The organism is Ruegeria sp. CK2 (assembly GCF_056536585.1).
Genome location: NZ_JBQFPW010000009.1, coordinates 173,236 through 199,511, shown reverse-complemented (window position 1 = coordinate 199,511; position 26,276 = coordinate 173,236). Strand labels below are relative to the sequence as shown.

Genomic DNA, 26,276 nt, shown 5'->3' with positions numbered 1-26,276 from the left:
CGCCGGGTCGATCTTCATGGCAGCTAGGAACTTAGAACCGATAGGCTGCCTTGATCTGGAATGTGGTCGCATCCACATCAATACCTGACGAATTGAAGTCATCAAATTCGTGATAAAGCAGTTCGCCAGCGATGCTGATATTGGGGGCGACGATCTGTTCGTAACCGGCACCGATGAACCAGCCATCGTCGCTGCCCAGAGTATCGGTATCTGCCTCGGCATAGCCGGCGGTTCCGTACAGCAAACCCTGCGGGTTCACTTTGTAGCCTGCGCGTGCCTTCAGGCGCCAGACGTTCTCGACCGTTGCAGCGCCAGACAGGTCAACATCGGACCAGTCATAGTCAAAACCACCGCCAACAACCCAATCCCCTAGGTCATAGTCATAGCCCAGGATGATACCACCGATCAGCCCGTCTCCGTCGACGCCAGACGCGCTGGTGTCTATGTCGGCATACCCGATCTGGGCACCGCCATAAAAACCTGTCCAGTTGCCCGAAGACTGCGCCATCGCAGATCCTGCTACCAAAGTCGCGACGGCGGTGACGAGTGCCAATTTTCCTGTCATCTGTTTATCCTTTCGATCAAAATTCCCAACTGCACGGCCAAATTCACCTGCGTGCATCTACAAACTTCTACGGTCCGGTCGTGGAACCGGATCACTGATGTTTTTTGTATTCCGACCCGAGTCTCGGCTGCTCCGATTGCCTTCGGAGGTCTGCATCCACATCAAGAGGACGCTTGTTTCCAGACTAGATAGGTTTGGTACATCATGCTTTCAAATGAGGTGCGGCGGCGGAACACTCCGCCGCCGACATGTTCATGGTTTTCAGCGGATTATTGCTGCAATTCCGCCGGATCCTTGTCGGCGATGTCAGTCCAGTTTGCGCTGGCCTGTTCGATAAAGCCCGGGATGTCGCCTTCCCAGCGTTCCTGGATGTCTTTTGACAGGTTCAAATACAGTTTGTTGTCGACGATTTTCCAGTGGTTAGGGTCGCCGTCAAACTTGAAACCCATCGCGGCACCGAAGGCGCAATAGCCGCCATAGGCCGGAAGATAGGCTGCCGGGTTGGCCTCAAATGCGGCTTTATTTTCTTCCGATGAAAAGCGATACATCGCGTCGTCATGCAGAGTGGTGATGCGGTAGTCCCCTTTGGTGGCTTCGCCTTCAGAGAAATAGGCAACGGGGTCATACCCTTGCATGGCCAACCCGGTCGAACTTGCGTTGATTTCAACACCAGCGGCCAGGGCCGAAGTCGCGATTGCAACAGACAGCGCGACGCCGCCAACCAGAGATTTAAACGTATTCATAGCTTCACCTTTCGTGAATGGGTCACCGTGTGTCGCTGAAATTGCAACTGATGACGCCAGGGTTTTGTCCAGTGCGGCCGGTAATTTGCCGTCACAAAATCTCAGGTGGGAAGCGGCCGGATCACGTTCAAAGCAATCAATCGTGAATGTGCAGCAGTGAAGAGTGCATGTTCAAAAACGCAGGGTGTGTCAGCTGTCTGGCTCAAGTGCTATAACGAACTCGGTCACCTTGCGTGCGGTCATTTCGCATGGGCGCAGCAGCATCCCACTGTTTTGGGTATGATACAGATTCAGGCTGATATAGTCGTTGCCGCCAAGCTCATGCGCGACAAGTTTGTGGGATTTTCCTTGGGCAAATACCTGCCGTGTAACAACATAGCGTCGACGTGCCGAGGTGCCAGTGAACGTGCCAATCGGCAGTGCCAGGAATGCTGTCAGAAAAGCGTCTGACGGTGTCACGATTTTCCGATTTTTGGTTCTGTTCCGGCTTTGATGCGGGCCACATTGGAATTGTGGCGCCAGTAAACCAAGATTGTCAGAATGATCCCAAGGAAGAAGGCCGATCCATCCGTCAGCAACACAACCCAGGTTGTTGACAAAGCTGCCGCCCCAAGTGCGCCGACGGACGAAATTCGCCAGAACCCGGCTGCAACCAGCCATGTCAGGCAGCAAGCGACACCGACGCGCCAATCCAGCGCCAGCCAGATTCCCAGAAAGGTTGCAACCCCTTTGCCGCCTTTGAAACCAAGCCAAACCGGAAAGCAATGGCCCAGGAAGGCCATCAGGGCCGCAATTTGCGCTGCATCGTCGCCCGCAAAGGTACGGGCCAGCAATACCGCCGCCATGCCTTTGCCTGCGTCAAACAGCAAGGTTAGCGCAGCTGCCGCCTTGTTGCCGGTGCGCAAAACATTGGTGGCGCCGATATTGCCCGACCCGATCTGCCGCAAATTGCCCAGACCCATCACGTTGGCGATGATCATGCCGAATGGGATGGACCCCATAAGATAGCCAAGAACGGCCCATAGGATCAGCTGCGTTATTGTACTGTCGATCAGGGGCATCAGGCTCTCCGGTAGACTTCTTTGCCGGCAACATAGGTTGCAACGACTTTACCTTGCATCCGCTGACCGTCAAACGGCGTGTTCTGGGATTTCGATTTTAGGGTGAACCGGTCCAGTACAAACGGGACATCCGGGTCGAACATCACCAGATCAGCCGGCGCCCCTTCCGAGAGGCGACCGCTTTCCAGTCCCAACCGTTTGGCCGGGTTCAGGGCCATGGCACGGAACAGCGTCGGCAGGTCCAACTGACCGGCATGGTAAAGGCGCAGTGCTGCAGGCAGGAGTGTTTCCAGCGCGACAGCGCCCGAGGCGGCCTCTTCAAAAGGCAGGCGTTTGCTTTCTTCATCTTGTGGTGTGTGCATCGAACTGATTGTGTCGATCAAACCGGTTCGTACAGCCTCGATCACGGCCTGCCGATCGTCCTCAGACCGCAGCGGCGGCTTGACCTTGAAGAAAGTGCGGTAGTCCGCCACGTCCAACTCATTAAGGGTCAAATGGTGGATCGAGGTGCCAGCAGTGATGTCCAACCCGTTTCGTTTGGCGCGCTCCAGGGCAGGTAGGGCACGGGCGGTTGTTATTTGGTCTGCGTGATAGGCGGCGCCGGTCATTTCCAGCAGGGCGATGTCGCGGTCCAGTCCCATACGCTCGGCCCGCGCGGAAACGGCGGGCAGCCCGCGCAAGGCCGCAAACTTGCCGCTGGTCGCAGCTGCTCCGGCGCTGAGGCCCGGTTCCTGAGGATGGGCGATGACCAAAGCGCCGCAGGATCGTGCATAGGTCAACGCGCGCGAAAAGACCTTGGTGTTGGCAACAACGTGATCACAGTCGGTAAATGCAACCGCGCCCGCATCCAGTAGAAAACCGATCTCGGTCATCTCGCGCCCTTCGCGGCCCTTTGTCAGCGCAGCCATTGGCAGCACGTTGACCGGCGTGTCGGCCTGGGCGCGCCGCGTGGCGAATTCCAGCGTTTCGGGGGTATCAATTGGCGGGCTGGTGTCGGGACGGGTTACCATAGTGGTCACCCCGCCTGCAGCGGCGGCAAGGCCCGCCGATTTATAGCTTTCCTTGTGCCGTTCACCGGGTTCGCACACTTTCACGCCGATATCGACGATGCCGGGCGCCAGACATTTTCCTCCACAATCAATGAGTTCCGCATCCAAAGCCGGTGCTTCGCCCTCACCATCCGCCTTGATGCGACCGTCAACGACATGCAGCCAGCCGAGATTGTCAGAGCCAGCTTCAGGGTCGATCACCCGGGCATTGGTGAAGATCAGATCGTTCATGGCAATGCCCTTTCGATAGCGGCCTTGGTGGCGGCGGGGTCAGCCTGATACTTGATCAGGTGTTTGTCGCCGCCTTTGGTGACGACCTGAACAAAGCTGCCCATTATGTTGACCGCCTCAATTTGGTCCAACGCAACTGAACGCGGGCCGGGGCCAGTCAGGGTTGTTTCGGTCATTTCCCACTTGGCCACCAATTCTTCCGAGGCCAAGTACCATGCGCGAAATCCGATGGCGGCAAGCCCGGCCGGTGCGCCGGTCCAGACATATGGGTTCCCGATCAGCCAAAGCACGATCATGGCCGCCGCCATAGCGCCAGCAGCAAGCCATGCGTTGGTGCGGACATAGGCGCTTTTGTCAGCTTGGAAGATCACAGGATCAGCCATAGGGCACCCCCAACAATCACCAGAATGACGAGCGCCAAAACCGCGGATCCGACCCGGTTGGTTGTTTCGCTATCATTGGGTTCGGTGCGCGGGGCCGAGTATGGTTTTGCGCTGTCCGTTTCAATAACGCCGCCTGTCCAGTTCGTGACGTCTTCGGTGAAAACGCCAATCAAATGTAGGCGCGGGTCTGGTTCCAGCGTTGCGGCCTTTTTTTTGAACGCCGCGCTGCGCACTACCATGACCCATCCGTCTACGGCATCCAGCTCGTCACGGTTTAGCTGGTCCGCTGACACACCGCATCCGTCATTCAGGTAGCCGAACAGCCCCAGGTCTTCGAGGTCCGAGGTAGGGAAGATGTCGATCTGTCCGGGGTCCAGATCATCGACCCCCAGCACCTGATCAACTGCGCCGGGTTCACGCAGGAACTTTGCTTCCTCCGGACGCATATCCAGAGAAAACAGACGCAGCACACCGTGTTCCTGAGGAGAGACGGTCAGATCGCTCATGCGGCCTCACCCAGATTTCGGGCCAGCAGTTCCATCGCGGCCATGCGCACGGCGACGCCCATCTCAACCTGTTCCTGAATGACGGATCGGTTGATGTCGTCGGCCAAGGTACCGTCGATTTCGACCCCGCGGTTCATCGGACCCGGATGCATGACGATGGCGTCAGGCTTGGCCAATGCCAGCTTGGCGACGTCGAGCCCATAACGGTGATAGTATTCGCGTTCTGAGGGGATAAAGCCCCCGTCCATCCGCTCTTTCTGAAGACGTAGCATCATCACCACATCGACATCCTGAAGACCTTCGTTCATGTCGTCGTAGATCTCGGCACCGAATTCCGAAAACTGGGATGGCACAAGTGTCGGAGGGCCGATCAGGCGGATGCGGTTTTCCATTTTGCCCAGCAAGATCAGGTTTGACCGCGCGACGCGCGAATGTGCGACGTCGCCGCAGATGGCGATGTTCAGACGGTGCAGGCGCCCTTTTGCACGGCGGATGGTCAATGCATCCAGCAAGGCCTGTGTTGGATGTTCGTGCCGCCCGTCGCCTGCGTTCAGCACAGCGCAGTTAACTTTCTGCGCCAACAGATCCACGGCGCCGGAATGCGGGTGCCGAACGACCAGCAAATCGGGGTGCATCGCGTTCAGGGTCATCGCCGTGTCGATCAGCGTTTCGCCCTTCTTAATCGAGCTGGCTTGCATCGCCATGTTCATCACATCTGCCCCCAGCCGCTTGCCTGCAATCTCAAAGCTGGCCTGCGTCCGGGTCGAGTTTTCAAAGAACATGTTGATCTGCGTCAGCCCGGCCAGCACATCCGAGTGCTTTGCCGATTGACGGTTCAGATCGACGTATTTTTCGGCCAGATCAAGGATGGCGGTGATATCGGATTGGGACAGATGCTCGATGCCAAGAAGGTGACGATGGGCAAAACGCATGGGGCGGGCTCCTGTCCGACAATCGGGCCGCTTATAGGAAGTCAGGCGTCCCGAGGCAACCTAAGGTTCTGTCCGTTCTGGCAGCGTTTCGCACCCGCCTTCAGGCAGACATTGCTCGCCGGGTTTGCACCATTTTCCGTATCCGCAGTCTATGGCCTTGATCGGCACGCATCCTTGATGTTCCGAACACTTGAACCCGGGCCGGCATTGCGATCCGGTTTCTTCGCATAAAAACCAGCCCGGGCGCGAGCATCCGCCACCGGGCAGGCAGGACGATCCACCTCTGCAAGTTAGCCCATCTGAACACTTTGTAGCAGGGCGTGGATCAAACTCGGGTGTGGTACGTTCGCACTCGCCGCGCCCGTTGCAGAAACTGCCACCGGGGCAATCAAGGCGAGATGTGCATTTGTTCGCTCCGATCGGCGCACAGCGGGTTCCCCCAGCAACGCAACGCTCAAAGGGGCCACAAGAGCGTCCGCCTCCGCAATAGGTACCCCCGGCGCGGATGCAATGACCATCGAAACTGCATCTTTGCCCGCCAGAACAGCACCGGCTGCCGCATTGAAACTGCCCGGCTCTGCATTGGCCTTGCGTGTTGTGAAACGTGGCCGAAACTGGCCCACCACCTGAGACGGTGAGCAAAAGTGTTATCAGAAGGATTCGCAAAAACGGCGGCATGACTGTCTTGATGGTCGGTGCGACCGAGTGCCAAGGCAAGGCCAATTCGCTTTCCCTCAGTCAAAAGGTGGTTAGATTGATCGGCATGGAATCGGCTAAGGATTATCATACCGCGCAGGCGTTGCTGGAATGGCAGATCGAATTGGGCGCAACCGATGCGATCGGGGATGTCCCGGTGGATCGATACGCGCTGCCCGATACTGCACCAAAGGCGAAAATACCTGCACACCGGCAAGCTGCCCCGGAAAAACCAGCGCAGGTGGACCCGGTTGCGGTGGCGAAGTCGGCGGCCAAGGGTGCCGGTTCGCTGGATCAGCTGCGTGCGGTTATGGACGCGTTCGAGCATTGCGAATTGAAACGCGGCGCGCGGCAGTTGGTGTTCGCCGACGGCACGCCCGGAGCGCGCGTGATGATTGTTGGCGAAGCGCCGGGGCGGGATGAAGACCGCGAAGGCAAGCCCTTTGTCGGTCGCGCCGGGCAATTGCTGGATCGGATGCTGGCAGCGATTGATCTGGATCGCACGCAGAATGTTTATATCACCAACGTTCTGCCATGGCGGCCGCCGCAGAACAGAGACCCCAAACCGGAAGAGATCGGCATGATGAAGCCGTTTTTGGAGCGGCATGTCGCGTTGGCAAAGCCCGATGTGCTGGTCGTGATGGGCAATATCAGTTGTCAGGCCGTGTTGGGCAAACGCGGAATCACGCGGTTGCGTGGGCAGTGGGATCAGGCGATGGACCTGCCGGTTATACCGATGTTCCACCCCGCGTATCTGCTGCGTCAACCGCAGATGAAGCGGCAAGCCTGGGCGGATTTGCTGGACCTCAAGGCGCATTTGAAAGGGAACAGATGAAAGTTTTGGCTTTCTCCGATCTTCACATGGCGCGAAATCGGGCCGCCGATATTGTTGCGGCAAGTGCAGATGCAGATCTGGTGATCGGGGCCGGGGATTATTGCAATATGCGGCAGGGTATGGATGAGGCGATGCAGATGCTGTCGGGCATCTCTGTGCCCTTGGTTCTGGTTCCCGGCAACGCTGAAAGTGCAGAAGAACTGACCGATGCCGCGCCTGAGGGTGTGCATGTGTTGCACGGATCAGGTATGAGCCTCGATGGCGTGCGCATGTTTGGTCTAGGGTACGGGGTCCCGGTTACGCCCTTTGGTGACTGGTCTTGTGATCTGACCGAAGCGGACGCTGCCGAGATGCTGGATCGGTGCGATGGCGCTGATATCCTGGTAGTGCATTCACCGCCCAAAGGTCATGGTGATGCAACTTCGCAGGGTTTCTCGGTTGGGTCTGTCGCCGTGCGCGACGCAATCGAACGGATACAACCGGGTTTTGCCTTCTGCGGCCATATCCACGATAGTTGGGGGTATCGCGGCTTGATCGGCCGGACGCATATTGCCAACCTTGGCCCGAAAGTGAATTGGTTCGAGGTTACCTCATGATTGAGACGGTCACTTTTCTGGCTTTCATACCTGCGGCTTTGGCGCTGAATTTCACGCCTGGAGCAGATATGATGTTCTGCTTTGGCCAAGGGCTTCGGTCGGGTGGTAATTCCGCCGTTGCCGCCAGTGCCGGTGTCTCGACGGGGTCCTTGGTTCACGTGCTGCTCGCAGGTCTTGGGCTGGGCGCAGCCGTTGCCACAATGCCGTGGCTGTTTGATGTGATCCGTTGGATGGGTGTCGCGTATCTGTTGTATCTCGCCTGGGGTGCCATTCGGAACGGAGCTGTGACGGCGGACGGGCCAGCGAAAGCCACCCGATTTGCCTATAGGGATGGGTTGGTTGTGAACTTGACCAATCCCAAGGTCATCCTGTTTGTTCTGGCCTTCATCCCTCAATTCGTAGATCCCGCTGCAGGATCGATTCTGCTGCAATTCCTGACCTTTGGGATCATCATCGCGCTGGGCGGGTTTGTTGTGAACGGTCTGGTTGGCATCTTTGCCGGAGGCGCAGGAAAGGTCCTGATCTCGAACCCGCGCGCCTCGCGTATCATGGGTTGGATCACCGGGGGCATTTTCTCCGCTCTGGCGATCCGGCTGGCCATCATGGAAAGGGCCTGACACCACATGTCGCGCATTGATGAGTCCCTGCAGTTCATCCCCGTCCGCATCGCCGTTTTGACGGTATCTGACACGCGGTCTTTGGACGAAGATCGTTCAGGTCAGACCCTGGTCGACCGCATCCAGTCTGCAGGTCACCAGATCGCAGACCGCAAGATCATCCGGGATGAGCGTGGGCAGATCGCTGATCAACTGCGCATCTGGATTGCCGACCCGGAGATAGACGTCGTGATCTCGACTGGCGGAACAGGATTGACCGGCCGGGACGTGACGGTAGAGGCACACCGCGATGTCTACGAGAAGGAAATCGAAGCGTTCGGCACCGTCTTCACCATCCTGTCGATGGAGAAGATTGGCACCTCTGCGGTACAATCCCGCGCAACAGGTGGGGTGGCTGGCGGTACCTATCTATTTGCGCTGCCCGGCAGCCCGGGCGCCTGCAAGGATGCCTGGGATGGCATTTTGGAAAAACAGTTCGACTACCGGCATCGCCCCTGCAATTTTGTAGAGATAATGCCCAGATTGGACGAACATCTGCGACGGAAGTAGACTGGTCATACGTTCAATACCTTGTAACCGCATTGTGGCTTGGCATTTTTCCGGCTTCAGCTACATCTTGCGGAAGGCAGCCTGACGCAACCGGGGTGAGTAATTAATGCGATTTCTACGGCAGAGTATTGTCGGTGTCTTTCTGGCGTCCCTGACGCTGGCCCTGCTGTTTGTTGCCGTTCAGATGATCGTTGGTGCGATGCAGGATGTGCTGACACGCGACAAAACGCAGCCGCAAGCACGCGAGCGCGTGTTCGCCGTCACACTCAGAACCGCTGAACTGGAAACTGTAACCCCCTATCTGGAAGCCTTTGGCGAGGTGCAGAGTCGCCGCCGCCTGGAACTTCGTGCAGCCCTTGGCGGGCGTGTGGTTTCCCTTGCCGAAGATTTTGAAGATGGCGGGTCTGTGACTGAGGGCGAAATTCTTGTCGAACTTGATCCGGCGGATACGCAATCTGCACTGGATCGCGCCAAGTCCGATCTGCTGGATGCCCAATTCGAAGAACGGGACGCCGAACGTTCCCTGCTGCTGGCGCAGGACGAGTTAAAGTCCGCCGAGGCGCAGGCCGATCTGCGCGAGCGGGCCCTGCAGCGACAACGCGATCTGGAGTCTCGGGGCGTAGGGGCGACCGCAAGCGTCGAAGAAGCCGAGCTTACGGCGGCCTCTGCCCAGCAATCCGTGCTGGCACGCCGTATCGCTTTGGCGCAAGCGGAATCCCGGGTGGATCAGGCGACGACTCTGCTGGCGAGGGCACGCATCGCTCTTGAGGCTGCCGAGCGCGATCTGGACGACATGACAATTCGCGCCGGTTTTGGTGGAACGCTGACAGACGTGACCCTTGTCGAAGGGCGATTGGTTGCGGCCAATGAAAAACTGGCCGAACTGGTGGATCCCAATGCTCTGGAAGTGGCCTTTCGGGTCTCGACCGCGCAGTATGTTCGGCTTTTGGACAACACTGGCGCGCTGATGAACGCCCCTGTCGCTGTGTCATTAGAAGTCACTGGTACTGATTTGACAGCAACGGGACGTATCAGCCGCGATAGCGGCTCGGCAGGTGAGGGGCAGACCGGACGGTTGATCTATGCCCGTCTGGACAGCGCTTCGGGGTTCAAGCCGGGTGATTTTGTAACCGTGACTGTCCAGGAACAACCGCTGCAGGCGGTTGTGCGTCTGCCCTCTTCGGTTCTCGACGCCTCAGGCTCGATTCTGGTGCTTGGTGCGGATGACCGGCTTGAGGCTTTGCCCGTGCTTCTGATCCGCAGACAAGGCGACGAAGTGCTGCTGCGCGGTGAAGGGTTGGACGGGCGCGAGGTGGTCATTGGCAGAACGCCCCTATTGGGTGCTGGCGTACGCGTGCGCCCCCTGAGGATTGAGGCCAGCGCTGACGCTGAGATGGTGGAACTGACGGACGCCAAACGTGCGGAACTGGTCGCCCAAGTTGAAGCCAGCGAAGCCATGCCACGGGACGTCAAAACGCAGGTGCTGGGTCAGCTAAGCGAGGCAAAAGTCCCCGCCTCATTGGTGCGGCGCATTGAAAACCGGGCAGGGGGCTAGGCGCCATGATGCGCGAGATACCCGGCGCGGCGGGTGGCGTCCTAAGCTACTTTACCCGACACCGCACCGTGGCGAACTTGCTGTTGCTGGTGATGCTGGTTCTGGGTGCCGCAGCGATCCCGAACATGCGGGCGCAGTTCTTTCCGGACGTCATACTTGAACGCGTTGATGTCAGCGTTGAATGGGACGGCGCAGGCCCCGAGGATGTAGACAATGGCATCGTCCAGGTTCTGGAGCCCGCGTTGCTGGCGGTCGAAGGGGTGGCCAGCACGGATACAACCTCACGAGAAGGGTCAGCCAGCATCAGGCTGGAGTTCGAGCCCAACTGGGATATGTCCCGTGCAGTGGAAGAGGTCAGAACGGCCGTCGACGGGGTAACCAACCTGCCCGAAGACGCCGAAGAACCGACGATCCGGCGTGGTGCCTGGCGTGACCGGGTGACCGATGTGGTTGTGACAGGGCCGGTCGCACCGGATCAGCTGGCAAACTTCACGGATGAGTTGATAAACCGGTTGTTTGCAGCGGGGGTCACCCGCACGACGATCCGGGGCATTGCCGCCCCCCGCGTGGTGGTCGAGGTACCGACAGCGCAATTGATCGCCAACGATATTGCAATGTCGGATATCGCATCCGCCGTATCCGCCGAGGTTAATGCCAACCCGGCCGGGGATGTGACCGGTGCCAATGCCCGTATCCGTACGGGGGCAGAAAAACGTACGCCGGAAGAAATAGAAGGGATCGCGCTGCGCAGTTTTGCGGATGGGTCCAAGTTGTTTGTTGGTGACGTGGCGCAGATCCGCGTTGAAGGGGTCGATCGCAATCGTAGCTATTTTGTTGGCGATGACCCGGCCATGTCCATTCGAGTTGACCGATCGAACCAGGGCGATGCCATCGACATCCAACACACGGTCGAAGACGTCGTGGCCGAGATGCAGGCCAGCCTGCCCGAGGGGGTCTCGGTTGAACTGATCCGAACCCGGGCTCAGGCCATTACCGACCGGCTGGATATCCTGATCGACAACGGGCTCGTGGGACTTGGGCTAGTTGTCTGCCTGCTGTTTTTGTTCCTGAATGCCCGGATCGCGTTTTGGGTTGCTGCCGGTATTCCAGTGGCCATGTCCGCGGCCATTGCACTGATGTATCTTGGTGGTCTGTCGATCAACATGGTGTCCCTGTTCGGGCTGATCATAACACTGGGCATCGTTGTCGATGATGCCATCGTTGTCGGCGAACACGCCGATTTTCGCGCGCGCCGTTTGGGCGAACCTCCGGTGGTTGCGGCTGAACGCGCCGCCCGACGCATGGCAATGCCGGTTTTTGCGGCCACTGTCACAACGGTAATCGCCTTTTTCGGCCTGACCCTTGTTGGTGGGCGGTTCGGCGAATTGATCCGCGATATTCCGTTCACGGTGATCGCGGTTCTGATCGCCTCGCTGATCGAGTGTTTCCTGATCCTGCCAAACCACATGGCACATGCCATCGCGCATTCTGCAAAGGAGCACTGGTACGACCTGCCCAACCGCGTAGTGAACCGGGGCTTCCGATGGGTGCGTGATCATCTGTTCCGCCCGCTCATCGCATGGGTCGTCTGGGCGCGATATGTGGTCGTGGCGTTGATGGTCGTGATCCTGGCCAGCCAGATTGCCCTATTCATTCGCGGGGATGTGAACTGGCGTTTCTTCAATGCGCCTGAACGAGGCTCGGTCACCGGAAATTTCATCATGGCCGAAGGGGCGACCCGGTCCGATACGCTTGAGATGATGCAACAATTGCAGCGCGCAACGGATGAGCTGGGCCGGATCTACGAAGAACGCCATGGTCGTAACCCGATCGACTATGTTTTGGCCGAGGTTGGCGGCAGCGCCGGGTTTGGATTGTCTGCAGCCGAAGGCAAAGACGAAGATCTGCTGGGTGGTATTTCCATCGAATTGATCGATGCCGACCTGCGCCCCTACTCCAGCTTTGAGTTTGTAGGAGAGTTGCAGGATTTCGTACCGCGTCATCCCAAGGTCGAATTGCTGACCTTCCGTGGCTGGCGCTCGGGTCCGGGTGGGGATGCGATTGACGTGCAGTTCTACGGCGCTGATGTAAATACGCTAAAGGCCGCGTCCGAGGATTTGCAAACTGAGCTGTCGAAATACACCGAGGTCTCGGCGCTGGAAGACAATCTGGCCTATGACAAGGAAGAATACATTCTGGACCTGACGGCGCAGGGCCAGGCGCTGGGCTTCCGGATCGAAACGCTGGGCCGTGTGCTGCGCAACCGCTTGAACGGGATCGAGGCTGCGACTTTCCCGGATGGACCACGCAGCGCAGAGATACGCGTAGAACTACCCGAGGGTGAGCTGACCGCCGACTTCCTGGAACGAACGTTGATGCGAACGCCAGACGGGGTCTATGTGCCGCTGGCCGACATCGTTTCGGTCGAGCGCAAATCGGGGTTCTCGACGGTTCGGCGCGAAAATGGTCTGCGGGTGATTTCAGTGAACGGCGACATTTCCGAAGACGATCCCACACGCGCGGTCGAGATTGAGCGTGCACTGAACGAAGAAATCCTGCCGAAGATTGCCTCGGAACGTCAGGTGGAATGGCGTGTGGCGGGTCTGAGCGAACAAGAAGATGAGTTCCTGTCCGAGGCGGCCACTGGTTTGATCCTGTGTCTCACTGGAATCTATCTGGTACTGGCTTGGGTCTTTGCCGGTTGGAGCAGGCCATTGGTGGTGATGGCTATCATTCCGTTCGGTCTGGTTGGCGCGATTTGGGGGCACTACATCTGGGACGTGCCGCTGAGTATGTTTACGGTTGTGGGCCTGCTGGGCATGACAGGGATCATCATCAACGATTCCATCGTTCTGGTGACCACCATCGACGGCTATCAACAGGAACGTGGTCTGGTGCCATCCATTGTCGAAGGTACGGCAGACCGGTTGCGGCCCGTGATGTTAACGACACTAACAACAGTTCTGGGTTTGACGCCGCTGCTGTACGAAAGCTCACAACAGGCGCAATTCCTCAAACCAACCGTCATTACGCTGGTTTACGGACTTGGATTCGGGATGTTGTTGGTTCTGGTTCTGGTGCCTGCATTGCTTGCCATTCTGAACGACGTTTCACGTCCGATGACGGCGATGCGGCGCGCGATGCGGGCCCCGGATCGGGTGGTTCAGGGGGCGCTTGCCGGAACCGGTCTGGTGCTAATGGTCTGGTTCGGTCTGACGATGGTCTGGCCGATGGTGGCGGATGCGCCGGTCGGGCTGTTGTCGGGCCTATATCCAGGTGATGATGGTGCAGCTATTTTGCAAATGGGCCTTGGCGCGTTTCTTGCCGGAGCGATACCAATTGTGATTTTGAGCGTCGTGATGTCAGGTCTGGTTTACGTTCGTTTGAGAGGCCGGGTCAGCGCTTAACTTACGCGTAAAGCGTGTTCTAACAGGTCAACAACCCGGTCGCTCATCAGTAGGTCCCCATTTCTTATCTGTTCTATGGAAAACCAACGGGCATCCAGCGCGTCATCACCGGCGATTGGTTCACCCGACCGATATGCGCATGCGACCCCGACCAGCAGATAGTGGGATACGACCTGACCTTCATCGTTCCAACGCAGCAGGTCGAGATTGTCCAGATAGTGGGATGGGTGTGCGGTGACCGAGGTCTCTTCCAGCAACTCCCGCTGCGCCGCTTGCAGCACGGTTTCCCCCCATTCGACGTGGCCGCCGGGAAACCCCCACAGACCCGCATCGGGCTGTTTGCTGCGTTGCACCAAAAGGACTTGGCCCTGATGCAAAACAACGGCCAGAGCGCCGATCTTGGGTGTGTGTGTCATGCAATCAACCGGCGCTGCAGCCTTTGATGTCCACTGCGTGCTTTGCACCCAGTACGGTGATCCGGATTTCGGACCGGTCCAGCGCAAAGGGTGCACCAGAGGCATTGATGATCTCGGACCGGGCGATCAGGGTATCGCCCTGCCTGACCGTATCCGGTTGCGATGCCCAAAGCGCCGGGTTGCCGGGTTCAATCACAGCAACCTCGCGCCCTCCGGCTGAGGGCATTGTAACGCGTGCTTCGATCTGCATTCCGTCCGCCGTCGGTGTCAGACGGCAGCTGGCCTTGGACACGCGCCCTTCACGGGCGGAATACGGACGCTGTGCAAGCGCGGCCGCTATGGCCGGATTGCGCCCTGCGTCGGCATCCAGAGTATGATCGAAGTCCAGCCGTTCGGGGATGCAGACATCTTTACATACGCCCAAATCCATCTCGCCACGCAAGTGCACGGTTTTGGCAGGGTTCTTGGGCGTGATTTCGACCGGCAGGACCAGTTGATCTTCGTAGCCAATGGATTGCAAGCCGTTTTGATCGAAGATTTCGGGAGCAGGCCAGGTGATGGAGACATCGCCAACATTGCGCGATCCGGTCCAATCAAACTGTGGCGGGATTCCGGCATCGCCGGGCGCGCGCCAATAGGTTTTCCACCCGTCCTTCAACGTCAGGCGCAGTGCACCCAGATAGGTGCCTTTGGCCGTACGCCCCCCATCGAGAACGTCCAGCTGAACGACGCCATCCAAGCCTTGTGCCGAAACGGGGGCGGCAAGACAAAGGCAGACCGTCAAAGCAGCGGCAGCAGTGGATCCTATCAACGTTTTCATAGCCTATAAATGCGCGGTACAGCGCCGGATTCCAAGTCACGTTCCGGTCACTTGAATGAAATCTGGCGAAATACCCGTTGCTCCCTTGCCAATCCACATGCCGCAGGGTCATTGTTGAAGGGTACACATCAAGAGATGCCCGACCATGGACCTGACCGGAAAACTGTTGATTGCGATGCCTGGTATGGGTGATCCGCGCTTCGATCACTCGGTCGTATATATGTGTAGCCATGGCGAAGATGGTGCAATGGGGCTGATCATCAACAAGCCCTCGGATCTACGCATTAAAACGCTGCTGGGCCAGCTGAACATCGCGTGCAAAATCCCTGTGGTTGGTGAAAGACTGGTCCATTTCGGCGGTCCGGTCGAAATGTCGCGCGGCTTTGTTCTGCACAGTGCAGATTATGAGGCCAATCTGCATTCCATGCAGATATCCGAGGATTTCAGCATGACAGCAACGCTGGATGTGCTTGAAGATCTGTCCTCGGGGCGCGGACCGCTGAATTCGATGCTGGCGTTGGGGTATTCCGGGTGGGGGCCTGATCAGTTGGAAGACGAAATCGGAATGAATGGCTGGCTAACGACCGAGGCGACATCGAATCTTGTATTTGATGTGCCGGATGACGAAAAATGGGCGGCAGCTTTGGCGACGCTTGGTGTTGATCCGTTGACACTGTCGGCTAGCGCCGGTCGCGCCTGATCAGCTGTCGCGCGGCGCGGCGGCGCGGTGCAAACGGTCGTTGATTGCGGCGCCCAGGTCAGTGTTCGGGATAGGGGACACGGCAATCGGGCGGCCAGTTTCGTTGAGCTTGTGTAATGCGGCAAACAGATTTGATGCCGCTTCGGTCAGATCACCCTTTGTGGACAGGTTCAAATCGCACTCAACAGAACCAAAGCCAAGCAGGATTTCATCGCCCTGCCGTGTACGCACGTTCAACCGAACCGGCGCGTCCGGAGCATAGTGAGATTGCAATTGGCCCGGGGCGGTCAGCAAGTCGCCGGATTGGTGCAGGTGTAAGCGGGCATTCAGAACCGCCTCAATCTGTTCCAGAGCGACGCCACCAGGGCGCAACAAGGTTGGTTCTTCCGCTAGGCCAACGATTGTGGATTCGAGCCCTACACCGCACGGGCCGTCGTCCAGTATCGCGGCAATGCGCCCGCCAAGACCCGCACGTGCATGTTCGGCTGTCGTGGGACTGATCTGACCAGACAGGTTGGCCGAAGGCGCAGCCACCGGGCCGTCGAACTCTGCCAGCAAGGCTCTGGCCGTGTGGTGCGCAGGCACACGGACAGCTAAAGTATCCAACCCTGCGGTGACCAGAGTTGAAATTCCGCTCCCCTCCCGCAGCGGCAGGACCAGCGTCAAAGGACCAGGCCAAAAGGCATCCGCCAGCATTTGAGCCTTATCGGACCACTCTACAAACCGTTGTGCTGCCTGAACCGAAGCGACATGGGCAATCAGCGGGTTGAAGCTGGGCCGTCCCTTTGCCTCGTAGATCGAAGCTACGGCTAGTCCGTTCCGGGCATCTCCTCCCAGGCCGTAAACGGTTTCGGTTGCAAAGGCGACGAGCAAGCCTTGCCGCAGCAGATCTGCGGCACGTGCTATGCCTTGTGGGTCGGCTGTCAGGTCAAGTGTGGTGGGGATCATGTCTGGTGACGCCGCGTTTTGGTTGCTTGCAACATAGGGAAGGGTAGGTAATTCATCAAAGCACAGATGAATACCGGCGTAGGACACGGAATCCAAGCCCACCTGCGCAATCCTTTTAGACATACCCAGAGGCAAACCATGCCATATCGCGCCCCGATTTCAGACTACGAATTCCTGCTTAGCAAAGTGGTGGGGTTCGATCAGATTGCATCAACCGAAAAATTCGAAGATGCCAGCCCGGATGTTGTCAGTGCGATCCTGTCCGAAGCGGGCAAAATGTGCGAAGAGATTCTGGCCCCGCTTCAGCGTCCTGGCGATCTTGAACCTGCACGTCTAGAGAACGGTGTGCTGCGTACGTCACCGGGATATGGCGACGGATGGAAGGCAATTGCCGAAGGCGGTTGGATCGGGATGAGCAGTGATCCCGAGCATGGCGGCATGGGGCTGCCTATGACCGTAACAACTGCGGTGAACGAAATGATGAGCGCTGCGTGCCTGTCACTGCAATTGGCACCACTGATGACACAGGGCCAGATTGAAGCACTGGAACATCACGCGGATGACGCGCTTAAGGCGTTGTACCTGCCCAAACTGATTTCAGGAGACTGGTCGGGGACCATGAACCTGACAGAGCCGCAGGCCGGCTCGGATGTGGGTGCATTGTCCTCTAAGGCCCAGCCGAACGGGGATGGCACCTATGCCGTAACCGGGCAAAAGATCTATATCTCCTGGGGTGACAATGATTTCTGCGAGAACATTTGCCATCTCGTTCTGGCCCGTTTGCCAGATGCCGTACCGGGCACAAAAGGGATTTCTCTGTTTCTGGTGCCAAAGTACTTGCCAGATGAAAATGGCAATCCGGGCGTGGCCAATGATCTGAAAGTTGTGTCGCTGGAACACAAGATGGGTCTGCACGGCTCTCCGACTTGTGTGATGCAATACGACGGCGCAACCGGATGGCTGGTTGGCAAGGAAAACGGCGGTATGGCGGCGATGTTCACGATGATGAACAACGCGCGCCTTGGCGTTGGCGGGCAGGGTGTTGGCGCCGCGGAAGGTGCGTATCAACATGCTATGACCTACGCTTTGGAGCGCAAGCAGGGTAAAACACCTTCGGGCACCATCATCGATCATGCGGATGTGCGGCGGATGCTGACCGAAATGCGCGCCGATGTATTCGCGGCACGCGCGATCATGCTGGCCAACGCAGCCGCTATCGATATGGCACATGCGACCGGTGACGCGGATTGGGCTGCGCGCGCAGCTCTGTTGACGCCGATCGGCAAGGCCTTTGGCACGCAGACCGGCATGCGCGTGGCTGAAACCGGGGTGCAGGTGCATGGCGGCATGGGCTTCATCGAAGAGACCGGAGCTGCGCAGTACTATCGGGATGTGCGTGTCACGGCGATTTACGAAGGCACCAACGGTATTCAGGCGATGGATCTTGTCGCTCGCAAAATGATGGACGGCGGTGAGGCAGCCTCGCGCCTGTTGGACGAGATTGAGGACCAGGCGGAACAGGCCCGTGCGACACTGCCCGAGCTTGCAGGACCGGTCTGGGAAGCCAGTGAATCGCTGCGTGAGGCGACGGAATGGTTGGTTTCGCAGGATGACATGAACAACCGTTTTGCTGGGGCTGTGGCCTATCTGAACGCCTTTGCGCGTGTGCTGGGTGGCCATTACCATCTGTCTGCCGCACTTGCCGAACCTGATGGGCCAAGGGCCAAGCTGGCGCGCTATTACATCAATGCACTGCTTCCCGAACACTCGGGCCTTTTGGCCCAGGCACAAAGCGGGGCAGAGGATTTGTTTGCGCTCAGCGCCGACGATTTGGTTGCGTGATGGACGACGAACACCCCCCGGCGATCCGATATCCGTGGTCTGAGCCGCCTGCATCTGGCGAGGCCATCGAAATCGCCGAGGGTGTGTTGTGGATGCGGCTGCCACTGCCCATGGCCTTGGATCACGTCAATGTCTATGCGCTGGACGATGGTGACGGCTGGACGGTGATCGACACGGGCGTGTCGTCGAAAAAGACGCGGGGCATCTGGGAAACACTGCTGACGGGCCCGTTGGCGGGAAAACCAGTGAACCGGGCCGTGGTCACCCACCATCACCCGGATCATGTCGGCAATGCCGGTTGGTTTCAGTCCGAGCATGGTGCTGAACTGGTGGCAAGCCGCACCGCCTGGCTGTTTGCGCGCATGCTGACGCTGGACGTGCAGGAAAACTGGCCTTCGGAAACGCTCGAATTCTATCGCAGCGCGGGCATGACGCCCGAGATTTTGGCCAAACGAATGGCGGACCGCCCGTTCAACTTTGCTGACACTGTCTATCCTATGCCCCTCGGGTTCACTCGGATCAAACAGGGTGATGTGATCCGCATGGGCGGCCGCGATTGGGATGTGCATATGGGCAATGGTCATGCACCCGAACACGCGACATTCTGGAGCCGGGATGACAGTCTTGTCCTAACCGGAGATCAGATCCTAAGCTCCATCAGCCCCAATCTGGGTGTGTACGCTACCGAACCCATGGCGAACCCGGTCGCGGACTGGCTTGAGGCCTGCGAGAGGTTGCAGCCGTTGGCCCATCCCGATCGTCTGGTTCTGGGTGGCCATAAACTGCCTTTTACCGGGTTACCGACACGGATGCGGCAATTGATTGATAACCATCACGGCGCGCTGACGCGCCTGTTGGACGATCTGGAAACGCCCAAAGCCGCCTCGGAATGCTTTGCACCCTTGTTCAAACGCACGATACGTGAAGGGGAGTATGGTCTTGCTTTGGTCGAAGCGGTTGCGCACGTGAACCATCTTCACCACATTGGAGCTGTAACCCGGACGCGCCGCGTGGATGGGGCGTGGGTGTACCAACGCAAGGGATGAGGAATGCAGGACAAGATCGAAACGTCAGCCGAGGCCGCCGAAGCAGCAGCGCTGCCGCGTTGTTATGAAGTCCATTCGAACCCCGAGGCTGAATCCGGATCGAAGGATCTGCCGGAAACGCTGCAAACACCGGTTGCCAACAAAAGCCCGGCACAATGGGCCTATGAGCGCCTGATCCTCTATATTCAGAATTTCGAAAAGACGCTGGATGGCGATCACGAGGTCGCCATGGGCTTTACCGGAGGTGATGCAGGTGTGATGCGGATCGAAGGGATGGGGTATTTCGACCCGGATATCATCACCTTTTATGGCTCGGACGGGACAGGCGCGCGGACCCAACTGGTGCAGCATGTCAGCCAATTGAACGTCATGCTGCGGGCCCTGCCAAAATCGGTCGAAGACAAACCAGCCAATCGTATCGGGTTCCGGCTGGCCGCGGATCTGGAAGAAACCTAACCGTCTGACTTGCAATTCACGTTGGCGCAGCCTTGAATGAGTTCACCATTCAGGAGGCCGCCGCGTGAGCTATTTCTCTGCCGTTACAAATGCCTATGCCGGGGCCTGGGAACGGCGGCGGGTGTTCTTGCCGATCTATATTGCGGTGCGATTGTTGCTGGTCGCATTGATCGCACCGGGCGTCGCCATCGCGGTCAATCTTGCGGTTTCCTTGTCCAACCAGTCCGCACTGACAGACCAGGACATCGCAATGTTCCTGCTTTCACCTGCCGGGTTTATCGCGGCCATGGTCGTACTCAGTCTGTTTTTGCTGGCCGAAGTTTTTGTCTTCTCGGCCATGGCCGGATCGCTGCGCATGGGGGAAAGCGACCCGTGGCGTGCAGGCAGCGCGGCTATCGGCCTGATCTTGTCCCGCCTGCCGGCTTTGTTTGGGTTCGCAGTACGTTTCATTTTCCGTGTGTTGCTTCTGGCGCTGCCATTTGTGGCCGTTGCGGGTTTGATCGCGTGGTGGACGCTGACCGAATATGACATCAACTACTACCTGACGTTTCATCCGCCAGCATTTTGGCTCGCGGTCATTCTGATTGGCGTCGTGGTTCTTTCTTTGGCCTGGGTGCTGATCCGTCGACTGTCAGCTTGGGCGCTGGCTTTGCATTTGGTCCTTTTCGAAGATTGTGCCCCCAAGGCGGCGTTTGACGAAAGCACGCGGCGGATGGATAGGAAACGCGGTCGCCTGAAGGTCGAGCTGGCCCTTTGGTTGGGCCTGCGCCTGGTTGTTGCGGCTCTGATCGCTGCGGTGGCTGGCGTGCTTTTCGGGCTTGTGCCGCTGCAAGACGGTGTGAACCTGAGACTAGCGCTGATACTCAGCTTGGTTGTCGCGGGGTTGTGGTCCTTGGCAGGTCTGATTTTGGCGGCCACTGCGCTGGGGGCTCTGGCTGTTCTGCTGGACGGCTTTTTTGATACCCAAACAAAAGACTTTCAGCATCCCGAACCGCGACAGATTAAGGCACCCGTTTTAGTAACCGTCAGCGCGGCGGCTGCTGCCGTGTTGATCGGCCTGTGGTTAGGGCAGGGATTGCTAGAGCGTGTTCAGGCCCCGGATCACGCCGATGTCATTGGCCACCGTGGCGCGGCGGCATTGCGACCCGAAAACACCATGGCCTCGGTTCTGAAAGCGATCGAAGATGGCGCAGACTGGGTCGAGATCGATGTGCAGGAAACGGCAGATGACGTTGTTATCGTTGCCCATGACAGCGATTTCATGAAACTTGCTGGCGTGAACCTCAAGGTGTGGGATGCCACGATGGAGGATGTGGCCGAGATCGATATAGGCAGTTGGTACGGACCAGAATATGCCGTGGAGCGTTCTCCGACTTTGCATGACGTGCTGCTTGCGGCAAAGGGCCGGGCCAAGGTCATCATCGAATTGAAGTATTATGGCCATGACGTTGATCTGGAAAACCGGGTCGCCGGTTTGGTCGAGGAATTGGGGATGCAGGACGATATCGCCACCATGTCGCTGAAGTACCCCGCCGTTCAAAAGATGAAGGCCCTGCGCCCAGATTGGCGAGCAGGTGTGTTGGCTGCAACAGCGATCGGTGATCTGGCGGGGCTCGAGGGCGATTTTGTAGCTGTCAACGCTGCGATGGTATCGCCGGGTCTTGTCCGCTCGGTCCATGAAGCGGGCAAGGATATCTATGTGTGGACGGTGAATGATCCGCTTCAGATGTCCGCAATGGCCTCGATGGGTGTGGATGGCCTGATCACGGATCGCCCGGCCATGGCAAAAGAGGTGCTGCGCGTTCGCGCGGAAATGGGACCCGGTGAAAGGCTGATGCTGTGGCTGGCCACCACGTTCGGAATGCAGGTCGATACTGAGGCGATGCGTGATGAAAGCCCCTAGCCTGGCCTTGGTTTTTCTAGTTCTGCCAATCTGCGCGTCAGCTCAGGACTTGATGCGCAGCTTTGAAATGCCGGCCCATCACGCTTTGATCGCGCAGCGAGACGTGGCTGATCTGACACCGTTTGAAACCGACGGATGCTCGGGCGGATTGTCGACAAGTTGGCGGTGGGTTGCCAAAACGTTCCCGCAAATTGGCGAGCTGTATGAGACACAACCGCCGTGGGAAGACTGCTGTATGATCCATGATCGGGCCTACCACAATGCGGGCGGCGCGCTGCGGGCCGAAGACAGCTATGATGCTCGACTGTCCGCTGACGAGACCTTACGGTCTTGCGTTAGGGATCATGGCGATAGCCATGCCGACGAGTACGCCCAACGCTATGACCTGACGCCCGATCAAGTCAGGTCTGTTCATTCCATAACTGCCGATGCCATGTTCGGGGCTGTCCGTTTCGGCGGAGGGCCGTGCAGCGGTCTTCCGTGGCGGTGGGGCTTTGGCTACGCCGGATGTTCGGTTTTCGCAGAGCGCGGACCTGCGCGCGAATGACGTGGTGACAGGCCCTTCGTTTTCTATTATCCAACATATCAAACACGCGAATTGGGAATCTTAGACACATGGCTGAACACAAGCACGGCGACATGGACATTACCGTTCAAACCAAAACATTTGACGGGTTTATCAAGGCCACCACATGGTGCGTAGTCGCCATCGCAATCCTTTGCCTGTTTCTGGCAGTCTTCGCGTCGTAGATTTTACCGGGGGCGGCTGTGTTCAGGATTTTGATTGTCTGCCTGCTGGCAGCCACGGTTGCAGGTTGCGCCGGGTCGAAGCGGCCGCAGGCGGATCAGGCTGAGGTTATAGCCCGGTCATACCGCGATCCCGGCCCATCAACTCTGACGCTATATACGATGATCAATACGCGCACCGGGTCCGGGGCGCATACCTCTTTGATGATCGGCGGCAGTGAACGGGTAATCTTCGATCCTGCGGGGTCATTCCGGGCTGATGTCGTACCGGTTGTCGATGACGTGCTTTATGGGATCACCCCGGCTGTCGAGCAGGCCTATCGAAGCTCGCATGCTCGCGAAACGCACTATGCTCGTATCCAGACGATCCAGGTTACGCCTCAGCAGGCTGAGATTGCACTTCAACTGGCCAAGCAGAGTGGTCCGGTCGCAGGCGCATATTGCGCAAACTCGACGGCCAGCATCCTGAAGCAGGTGCCCGGGTTTGAACAGATCGACGTCACCTTTTTCCCCGTCAAACTCTCGGAACAATTCGGCCAGATACCCGGTGTTGTCACGGAAGAGTACCGCGAGAACGATGATGCCGATCTGCAAGCAGGTCTTGCCGCCAACAATGCACGCCTCAATCAACTGAGCGCGACGTCAACCCAATAGATACAGCAACCCATAGAGCGTGCCTGCGCCGGTGAAGATCGCCGCCAGCACATTCTTAGTGATTAGCCCGACCGCCAGTGTCACGGCGGCGGCGGCCATACGCGCCACGTCGGGCTGACCTTCAGTCGCCGATGGCCAGACGACCAACGGGGCGATCAGGGCAGGCAAGATAGCCACCGCAGTGTACCGAAGATGGCGCAGCAGCCAGGTCGGCATCGGGCGATTGCCGACAAAACCGATAAAGGCAAAACGCAAGGCAAAACTGCCAATTGCCAGCCCGATGATGATGAACCAGATGGTGGTCGCGTCAATCTGTGTCATGCTTTCCGACGCTCCATCATCACTTCAGCCTGTGCCCCCGCCATCATGCCTGCAGCACCCGCAATCAGCAGGCCAAGGTTGAACGGAACCCCGACTGTCAGTATTGCAACCGCAATGGCTACAATCGCCGCAAACACATGCGCCAAGGTGCGCATCATCGGCCCGACCATGGCCAAAAACGTGATCGGCAGGGCGAAATCCAACGCCCAGCTGTCCGGGATCTGAGTTCCGAGAACAGCCCCGAGATAGGTCGCAAAAACCCACAGAGGTGTGATTGGTGTGACCGAGCCAAAAAAATACGCCATGCGTTGCGGCAGGGACATCTCAGGTTCTTTTTCGAACTGAATCATCGAGCAGGCGTAAGACTGATCCACGGTCAGATAGGCCGCACATGCCCTTTGCCACATCGGGGCGGCCCCAAGGTAGGGGGTCAGAGATGCCGAATACATCGCCACTCGCAGGTTCACTGCCAAGGCTGAGGCCAGCACAATCGCGGTCGGCGTTTGTTCCTGCAGCAATTGCAGCGCCGTGAATTGCGCAGCACCTGCAAAGACGGTGGCCGAAAAGGCAAGAACCTGGATAATGTTCAACCCGGCTTCGGTGGCAAACACGCCAAACAAGGTGCCGAAGGGAACCGCGACGAATACGAAAGGTGCCCCGTCGCGAAAACCCTTCCAGAAGTATGACTTGGGTGTGGTGATTGCCATGGCTAAATCCTATGGTGATGCCAGCAGCAGTAGCCGTCTTGGGAAAGGGTTGCAATTGTCCACGGAACTGGATGTCACGGACTACATCATCGCGCCAGACCCGGGTGCGCCGCGCCTGACCCGTGCTGTCGAGGGCGTGGATCAGAACGGAGAGGTCAGACGCATTTCGGTGGTCGAGGAACGCCCGCTGACGATTTACCTCAATTCGCAAGAAATCGTCACTGCGATGACCATCGGCGATTATCCTGAATACTTGGCGTTGGGGTTTTTGCGCAATCAGGGGATGCTGCTATCAGATGATAAGATCACGCGGGTCGACTATGACGACGATCTGGAAACCGTGGTGGTGCGCACCGCGCGTGAAACTTCGTATGAAGACAAACTGAAGAAAAAGACCCGCACCAGCGGCTGCGCGGTAGGGACGGTATTTGGTGATATGATGGAGGGGCTGGAGGATGTGCGCCTGCCGCAGGTCACGGTCCGAACCTCATGGCTCTATGACTTGGCCTCCAAGATCAACCGCACGCCGTCGCTGTATCTCGAGGCGGGTGCGATCCACGGCACAATTTTGTGCCGGGAGAACCGACCGCTTGTCTACATGGAGGACGTCGGCCGTCACAACGCCGTTGACAAGATCGCAGGCTGGATGCTCTCCGAGCGTGAGGCACCAGAGGACAAAATCCTGTACACCACAGGCCGTTTGACATCCGAGATGGTAATCAAAACCGCGATGATGGGTATCCCAGTCCTGGCTTCACGGTCCGGCTTCACCGCATGGGGCGTCGAAATCGCGCGCGAGGTCGGCTTGACGCTGATCGGCCGAATGCGAGGGCAGAGATTTGTGTGTCTTGCGGGTGAAGATCGCCTGGTCCGCGACGCGGATCCAGCGAGCGTAAGTGTCGAGGACAAAAAGCACCGCAGGAAAAGCGCCTCGAGAAACGCATAGAAGCGCATGGCCAGTTCGAGGACCGAACTGGTGAGCACAATCAATTTCGGAGGTAGTACTTTTGGAGTTTGTCAGCCTGATCGCGCCGGTGTTTGGTGTCATCGCCACCGGGTACCTCTTTTCTCTCACTAAGGTTTTTGATGAGAAACTGGCCGATGTGCTTGTGCAATTTGCCGTTTATGTCCTGATCCCAGCCCTGTTGTTTATGCTGATTGGACAGGAAGAGTTTAGCAAGCTTTTGAATTACGGATTTCTGATTGCTTTCGGCGGCGTGACCGCCGGCTTGTTCATGGTGCTGTACATTTTGATCCGCCGCGCACTGGGATGGAACGCAGGTGAAGCGACGATGCTGGCTTATCTGGCTATCGCCTCAAACGCAGGGTTGGTGGCTTTGCCGGTTCTGCATTCCTTGTTCGGCTCAAAGGGGTCGCTGCCAGCAGTAATCTCTATCGTCGTGATTGCGGTTCTGTTGTTTGTTGTCACTGTGATGCTGGAAAACGCGTCGTCGGCGCAGGATCAGAACCGCGCTGGGCTGATAACGCTGGTGTTCAACGCACTTAAAAGCCCAATCATCTTGTCCGCTTTTCTGGGTGTTCTTTATTCGCTGACAGGGTTGGGGTTTTCGGACATCGTGTCCGACTATTTGCATATCCTGGGCCAAGGGCTGTCTGCAGTGGCGCTGTTTGCAATCGGCTTTGCAACACGGCTTGGGGCGATCAGGAAAACCGGCCTGTACGTCCTTGGCGTATCGCTGATCAAACTGATCTTGCTGCCCGGCTTGGTGCTTCTAACCGCTGCCGCGTTGGGAATGACACCGCTTTGGATTATTGCCGCGACAGTGTCCGCCGCGGTCCCAACCGCAAAACATGCTTTCCTTCTGGCCAAGCACTACGACCAGAAAGCAGAGCTGGCGGCACACTCTGTTTCAGTGACGTCGCTGCTTTCGATAGGCACGTTGGTTATGTGGTTGTTCATTCTGCATCACCTATACCCATCAGCATTTCAGCTAAGCTGAAGATACGCTATCGTGCCGGGCGGAGTTGAG

30 protein-coding genes are annotated in these 26,276 nt (G+C 58.0%); 16 read left to right on the top strand and 14 right to left on the bottom strand.

From position 1 onward, the window contains the following. Window positions 1-31 precede the first annotated feature (31 nt). The 9 genes from ACR0BU_RS15250 to ACR0BU_RS15210 all read right to left on the bottom strand — a co-directional run bounded on the left by ACR0BU_RS15250 (window position 32) and on the right by ACR0BU_RS15210 (window position 6,093). Entirely contained in the window at window positions 32-565 is a 534-nt protein-coding gene (locus ACR0BU_RS15250; RefSeq protein ID WP_298935402.1) for an outer membrane protein, read from the bottom strand. A gap of 269 nt (window positions 566-834) precedes the next feature. Next, window positions 835-1,308: a YHS domain-containing (seleno)protein gene (locus ACR0BU_RS15245; RefSeq protein ID WP_298935401.1), complete on the bottom strand. Its 474-nt coding sequence runs from the start codon at window positions 1,306-1,308 to the stop codon at window positions 835-837. Window positions 1,309-1,497: 189 nt separating this feature from the next. Continuing rightward, window positions 1,498-1,767 carry a hypothetical protein gene (locus ACR0BU_RS15240; RefSeq protein ID WP_299888967.1) on the bottom strand — a complete coding sequence of 90 codons (270 nt, stop codon included), beginning with the start codon at window positions 1,765-1,767 and terminating at the stop codon, window positions 1,498-1,500. Further along, window positions 1,764-2,369 carry a glycerol-3-phosphate 1-O-acyltransferase PlsY gene (plsY, locus tag ACR0BU_RS15235; RefSeq protein ID WP_480736522.1) on the bottom strand — a complete coding sequence of 202 codons (606 nt, stop codon included), beginning with the start codon at window positions 2,367-2,369 and terminating at the stop codon, window positions 1,764-1,766. Before plsY ends, ACR0BU_RS15240 begins: the two co-directional genes overlap by 4 nt. Beyond that, window positions 2,369-3,649, bottom strand: a complete 1,281-nt coding sequence (gene pyrC, locus ACR0BU_RS15230) for a dihydroorotase (protein ID WP_480736521.1) — start codon at window positions 3,647-3,649, stop codon at window positions 2,369-2,371. Before pyrC ends, plsY begins: the two co-directional genes overlap by 1 nt. Beyond that, the gene (locus ACR0BU_RS15225) at window positions 3,646-4,032 is read right to left on the bottom strand and encodes a hypothetical protein (protein ID WP_299080583.1); all 387 of its coding nucleotides are present in this window, start codon (window positions 4,030-4,032) and stop codon (window positions 3,646-3,648) included. The genes pyrC and ACR0BU_RS15225 overlap by 4 nt, the downstream gene beginning before the upstream one ends. Further along, complete coding sequence (locus ACR0BU_RS15220) at window positions 4,017-4,538, bottom strand: hypothetical protein (RefSeq protein WP_298935396.1); 522 nt, start codon at window positions 4,536-4,538, stop codon at window positions 4,017-4,019. Before ACR0BU_RS15220 ends, ACR0BU_RS15225 begins: the two co-directional genes overlap by 16 nt. Then, complete coding sequence (locus tag ACR0BU_RS15215) at window positions 4,535-5,470, bottom strand: aspartate carbamoyltransferase catalytic subunit (RefSeq protein WP_298935395.1); 936 nt, start codon at window positions 5,468-5,470, stop codon at window positions 4,535-4,537. Before ACR0BU_RS15215 ends, ACR0BU_RS15220 begins: the two co-directional genes overlap by 4 nt. A gap of 290 nt (window positions 5,471-5,760) precedes the next feature. Continuing rightward, window positions 5,761-6,093 (bottom strand): hypothetical protein, encoded by a 333-nt coding sequence (locus ACR0BU_RS15210; RefSeq protein ID WP_480736519.1) that lies wholly within the window; start codon window positions 6,091-6,093, stop codon window positions 5,761-5,763. Window positions 6,094-6,233: 140 nt separating this feature from the next. On the opposite strand from ACR0BU_RS15210, the gene ACR0BU_RS15205 reads away from it, so the two are divergent. The 6 genes from ACR0BU_RS15205 to ACR0BU_RS15180 all read left to right on the top strand — a co-directional run bounded on the left by ACR0BU_RS15205 (window position 6,234) and on the right by ACR0BU_RS15180 (window position 13,725). After that, on the top strand, window positions 6,234-7,001 hold the full coding sequence (locus tag ACR0BU_RS15205; protein WP_480736675.1) for a uracil-DNA glycosylase: 768 nt from the start codon (window positions 6,234-6,236) through the stop codon (window positions 6,999-7,001). Continuing rightward, window positions 6,998-7,597, top strand: coding sequence for a metallophosphoesterase family protein (locus tag ACR0BU_RS15200; RefSeq protein ID WP_480736517.1), 600 nt, complete (start codon window positions 6,998-7,000; stop codon window positions 7,595-7,597). Before ACR0BU_RS15205 ends, ACR0BU_RS15200 begins: the two co-directional genes overlap by 4 nt. Further along, entirely contained in the window at window positions 7,594-8,214 is a 621-nt protein-coding gene (locus ACR0BU_RS15195; protein ID WP_480736515.1) for a LysE family translocator, read from the top strand. The genes ACR0BU_RS15200 and ACR0BU_RS15195 overlap by 4 nt, the downstream gene beginning before the upstream one ends. Window positions 8,215-8,220: 6 nt before the next feature. Further along, window positions 8,221-8,763, top strand: coding sequence for a molybdenum cofactor biosynthesis protein B (gene moaB, locus ACR0BU_RS15190; protein WP_299888954.1), 543 nt, complete (start codon window positions 8,221-8,223; stop codon window positions 8,761-8,763). 106 nt (window positions 8,764-8,869) lie between these two features. Beyond that, window positions 8,870-10,318, top strand: coding sequence for an efflux RND transporter periplasmic adaptor subunit (locus ACR0BU_RS15185; RefSeq protein ID WP_299080597.1), 1,449 nt, complete (start codon window positions 8,870-8,872; stop codon window positions 10,316-10,318). A 5-nt stretch (window positions 10,319-10,323) separates the two neighbouring features. Continuing rightward, window positions 10,324-13,725 carry an efflux RND transporter permease subunit gene (locus ACR0BU_RS15180; RefSeq protein WP_480736513.1) on the top strand — a complete coding sequence of 1,134 codons (3,402 nt, stop codon included), beginning with the start codon at window positions 10,324-10,326 and terminating at the stop codon, window positions 13,723-13,725. Here ACR0BU_RS15180 and ACR0BU_RS15175 read toward each other — a convergent pair. Continuing rightward, window positions 13,722-14,141, bottom strand: a complete 420-nt coding sequence (locus ACR0BU_RS15175) for an NUDIX hydrolase (protein WP_480736512.1) — start codon at window positions 14,139-14,141, stop codon at window positions 13,722-13,724. The genes ACR0BU_RS15180 and ACR0BU_RS15175 overlap by 4 nt on opposite strands. A 4-nt stretch (window positions 14,142-14,145) precedes the next feature. Further along, window positions 14,146-14,961, bottom strand: a complete 816-nt coding sequence (locus tag ACR0BU_RS15170) for a protein-disulfide reductase DsbD domain-containing protein (RefSeq protein ID WP_299080606.1) — start codon at window positions 14,959-14,961, stop codon at window positions 14,146-14,148. Window positions 14,962-15,106: 145 nt separating this feature from the next. Here ACR0BU_RS15170 and ACR0BU_RS15165 point away from each other — a divergent pair, with 145 nt between their 5' ends. After that, window positions 15,107-15,661, top strand: a complete 555-nt coding sequence (locus ACR0BU_RS15165; protein WP_298935384.1) for a YqgE/AlgH family protein — start codon at window positions 15,107-15,109, stop codon at window positions 15,659-15,661. Here the strand turns inward: ACR0BU_RS15165 and ACR0BU_RS15160 are convergent, their stop codons facing one another. Further along, window positions 15,662-16,609: an L-threonylcarbamoyladenylate synthase gene (locus ACR0BU_RS15160; RefSeq protein ID WP_480736674.1), complete on the bottom strand. Its 948-nt coding sequence runs from the start codon at window positions 16,607-16,609 to the stop codon at window positions 15,662-15,664. It abuts the gene before it with no gap. 138 nt (window positions 16,610-16,747) lie between these two features. Here ACR0BU_RS15160 and ACR0BU_RS15155 point away from each other — a divergent pair, with 138 nt between their 5' ends. The 7 genes from ACR0BU_RS15155 to ACR0BU_RS15125 all read left to right on the top strand — a co-directional run bounded on the left by ACR0BU_RS15155 (window position 16,748) and on the right by ACR0BU_RS15125 (window position 23,257). After that, window positions 16,748-18,451, top strand: coding sequence for an acyl-CoA dehydrogenase (locus ACR0BU_RS15155; protein WP_480736510.1), 1,704 nt, complete (start codon window positions 16,748-16,750; stop codon window positions 18,449-18,451). Continuing rightward, on the top strand, window positions 18,451-19,497 hold the full coding sequence (locus ACR0BU_RS15150) for an MBL fold metallo-hydrolase (protein ID WP_480736509.1): 1,047 nt from the start codon (window positions 18,451-18,453) through the stop codon (window positions 19,495-19,497). The genes ACR0BU_RS15155 and ACR0BU_RS15150 overlap by 1 nt, the downstream gene beginning before the upstream one ends. Window positions 19,498-19,500: 3 nt before the next feature. Next, on the top strand, window positions 19,501-19,953 hold the full coding sequence (locus ACR0BU_RS15145; protein ID WP_298935379.1) for a DUF6173 family protein: 453 nt from the start codon (window positions 19,501-19,503) through the stop codon (window positions 19,951-19,953). 64 nt (window positions 19,954-20,017) lie between these two features. Further along, window positions 20,018-21,856: a glycerophosphodiester phosphodiesterase family protein gene (locus ACR0BU_RS15140; RefSeq protein WP_480736507.1), complete on the top strand. Its 1,839-nt coding sequence runs from the start codon at window positions 20,018-20,020 to the stop codon at window positions 21,854-21,856. Then, window positions 21,843-22,403 (top strand): hypothetical protein, encoded by a 561-nt coding sequence (locus tag ACR0BU_RS15135; RefSeq protein WP_480736505.1) that lies wholly within the window; start codon window positions 21,843-21,845, stop codon window positions 22,401-22,403. Before ACR0BU_RS15140 ends, ACR0BU_RS15135 begins: the two co-directional genes overlap by 14 nt. A 68-nt stretch (window positions 22,404-22,471) precedes the next feature. After that, window positions 22,472-22,606 (top strand): aa3-type cytochrome c oxidase subunit IV, encoded by a 135-nt coding sequence (locus ACR0BU_RS15130; protein WP_298935376.1) that lies wholly within the window; start codon window positions 22,472-22,474, stop codon window positions 22,604-22,606. Between the two features lie 18 nt (window positions 22,607-22,624). After that, complete coding sequence (locus ACR0BU_RS15125) at window positions 22,625-23,257, top strand: hypothetical protein (protein ID WP_299080621.1); 633 nt, start codon at window positions 22,625-22,627, stop codon at window positions 23,255-23,257. Here the strand turns inward: ACR0BU_RS15125 and ACR0BU_RS15120 are convergent. Further along, the gene (locus ACR0BU_RS15120; RefSeq protein ID WP_480736504.1) at window positions 23,246-23,578 is read right to left on the bottom strand and encodes an AzlD domain-containing protein; all 333 of its coding nucleotides are present in this window, start codon (window positions 23,576-23,578) and stop codon (window positions 23,246-23,248) included. The genes ACR0BU_RS15125 and ACR0BU_RS15120 overlap by 12 nt on opposite strands. Next, complete coding sequence (locus ACR0BU_RS15115; protein WP_480736502.1) at window positions 23,575-24,285, bottom strand: AzlC family ABC transporter permease; 711 nt, start codon at window positions 24,283-24,285, stop codon at window positions 23,575-23,577. Before ACR0BU_RS15115 ends, ACR0BU_RS15120 begins: the two co-directional genes overlap by 4 nt. Between ACR0BU_RS15115 and ACR0BU_RS15110 the strand changes: the two genes are divergently transcribed. Together ACR0BU_RS15110 and ACR0BU_RS15105 are read left to right on the top strand one after the other, a co-directional pair. Further along, on the top strand, window positions 24,284-25,231 hold the full coding sequence (locus ACR0BU_RS15110; RefSeq protein WP_480736500.1) for a formate dehydrogenase accessory sulfurtransferase FdhD: 948 nt from the start codon (window positions 24,284-24,286) through the stop codon (window positions 25,229-25,231). The two genes, ACR0BU_RS15115 and ACR0BU_RS15110, sit on opposite strands and share 2 nt — an antisense overlap. A 61-nt stretch (window positions 25,232-25,292) precedes the next feature. Further along, window positions 25,293-26,246, top strand: coding sequence for an AEC family transporter (locus tag ACR0BU_RS15105; protein WP_480736498.1), 954 nt, complete (start codon window positions 25,293-25,295; stop codon window positions 26,244-26,246). Window positions 26,247-26,276: the final 30 nt, after the last annotated feature.

What these genes read in the sequence shown, in the direction of transcription:
- ACR0BU_RS15250 (WP_298935402.1), bottom strand. Translation starts at nt 565, where the DNA reads ATGACAGGAAAATTGGCACTCGTCACCGCCGTCGCGACTTTGGTAGCA.
- ACR0BU_RS15245 (WP_298935401.1), bottom strand. Translation starts at nt 1,308, where the DNA reads ATGAATACGTTTAAATCTCTGGTTGGCGGCGTCGCGCTGTCTGTTGCA.
- plsY (WP_480736522.1), bottom strand. Translation starts at nt 2,369, where the DNA reads ATGCCCCTGATCGACAGTACAATAACGCAGCTGATCCTATGGGCCGTT.
- pyrC (WP_480736521.1), bottom strand. Translation starts at nt 3,649, where the DNA reads ATGAACGATCTGATCTTCACCAATGCCCGGGTGATCGACCCTGAAGCT.
- ACR0BU_RS15225 (WP_299080583.1), bottom strand. Translation starts at nt 4,032, where the DNA reads ATGGCTGATCCTGTGATCTTCCAAGCTGACAAAAGCGCCTATGTCCGC.
- ACR0BU_RS15220 (WP_298935396.1), bottom strand. Translation starts at nt 4,538, where the DNA reads ATGAGCGATCTGACCGTCTCTCCTCAGGAACACGGTGTGCTGCGTCTG.
- ACR0BU_RS15215 (WP_298935395.1), bottom strand. Translation starts at nt 5,470, where the DNA reads ATGCGTTTTGCCCATCGTCACCTTCTTGGCATCGAGCATCTGTCCCAA.
- ACR0BU_RS15205 (WP_480736675.1), top strand. Translation starts at nt 6,234, where the DNA reads ATGGAATCGGCTAAGGATTATCATACCGCGCAGGCGTTGCTGGAATGG.
- ACR0BU_RS15200 (WP_480736517.1), top strand. Translation starts at nt 6,998, where the DNA reads ATGAAAGTTTTGGCTTTCTCCGATCTTCACATGGCGCGAAATCGGGCC.
- ACR0BU_RS15195 (WP_480736515.1), top strand. Translation starts at nt 7,594, where the DNA reads ATGATTGAGACGGTCACTTTTCTGGCTTTCATACCTGCGGCTTTGGCG.
- moaB (WP_299888954.1), top strand. Translation starts at nt 8,221, where the DNA reads ATGTCGCGCATTGATGAGTCCCTGCAGTTCATCCCCGTCCGCATCGCC.
- ACR0BU_RS15185 (WP_299080597.1), top strand. Translation starts at nt 8,870, where the DNA reads ATGCGATTTCTACGGCAGAGTATTGTCGGTGTCTTTCTGGCGTCCCTG.
- ACR0BU_RS15180 (WP_480736513.1), top strand. Translation starts at nt 10,324, where the DNA reads ATGATGCGCGAGATACCCGGCGCGGCGGGTGGCGTCCTAAGCTACTTT.
- ACR0BU_RS15175 (WP_480736512.1), bottom strand. Translation starts at nt 14,141, where the DNA reads ATGACACACACACCCAAGATCGGCGCTCTGGCCGTTGTTTTGCATCAG.
- ACR0BU_RS15170 (WP_299080606.1), bottom strand. Translation starts at nt 14,961, where the DNA reads ATGAAAACGTTGATAGGATCCACTGCTGCCGCTGCTTTGACGGTCTGC.
- ACR0BU_RS15165 (WP_298935384.1), top strand. Translation starts at nt 15,107, where the DNA reads ATGGACCTGACCGGAAAACTGTTGATTGCGATGCCTGGTATGGGTGAT.
- ACR0BU_RS15160 (WP_480736674.1), bottom strand. Translation starts at nt 16,609, where the DNA reads ATGATCCCCACCACACTTGACCTGACAGCCGACCCACAAGGCATAGCA.
- ACR0BU_RS15155 (WP_480736510.1), top strand. Translation starts at nt 16,748, where the DNA reads ATGCCATATCGCGCCCCGATTTCAGACTACGAATTCCTGCTTAGCAAA.
- ACR0BU_RS15150 (WP_480736509.1), top strand. Translation starts at nt 18,451, where the DNA reads ATGGACGACGAACACCCCCCGGCGATCCGATATCCGTGGTCTGAGCCG.
- ACR0BU_RS15145 (WP_298935379.1), top strand. Translation starts at nt 19,501, where the DNA reads ATGCAGGACAAGATCGAAACGTCAGCCGAGGCCGCCGAAGCAGCAGCG.
- ACR0BU_RS15135 (WP_480736505.1), top strand. Translation starts at nt 21,843, where the DNA reads ATGAAAGCCCCTAGCCTGGCCTTGGTTTTTCTAGTTCTGCCAATCTGC.
- ACR0BU_RS15130 (WP_298935376.1), top strand. Translation starts at nt 22,472, where the DNA reads ATGGCTGAACACAAGCACGGCGACATGGACATTACCGTTCAAACCAAA.
- ACR0BU_RS15120 (WP_480736504.1), bottom strand. Translation starts at nt 23,578, where the DNA reads ATGACACAGATTGACGCGACCACCATCTGGTTCATCATCATCGGGCTG.
- ACR0BU_RS15110 (WP_480736500.1), top strand. Translation starts at nt 24,284, where the DNA reads ATGGCTAAATCCTATGGTGATGCCAGCAGCAGTAGCCGTCTTGGGAAA.
- ACR0BU_RS15115 (WP_480736502.1), bottom strand. Translation starts at nt 24,285, where the DNA reads ATGGCAATCACCACACCCAAGTCATACTTCTGGAAGGGTTTTCGCGAC.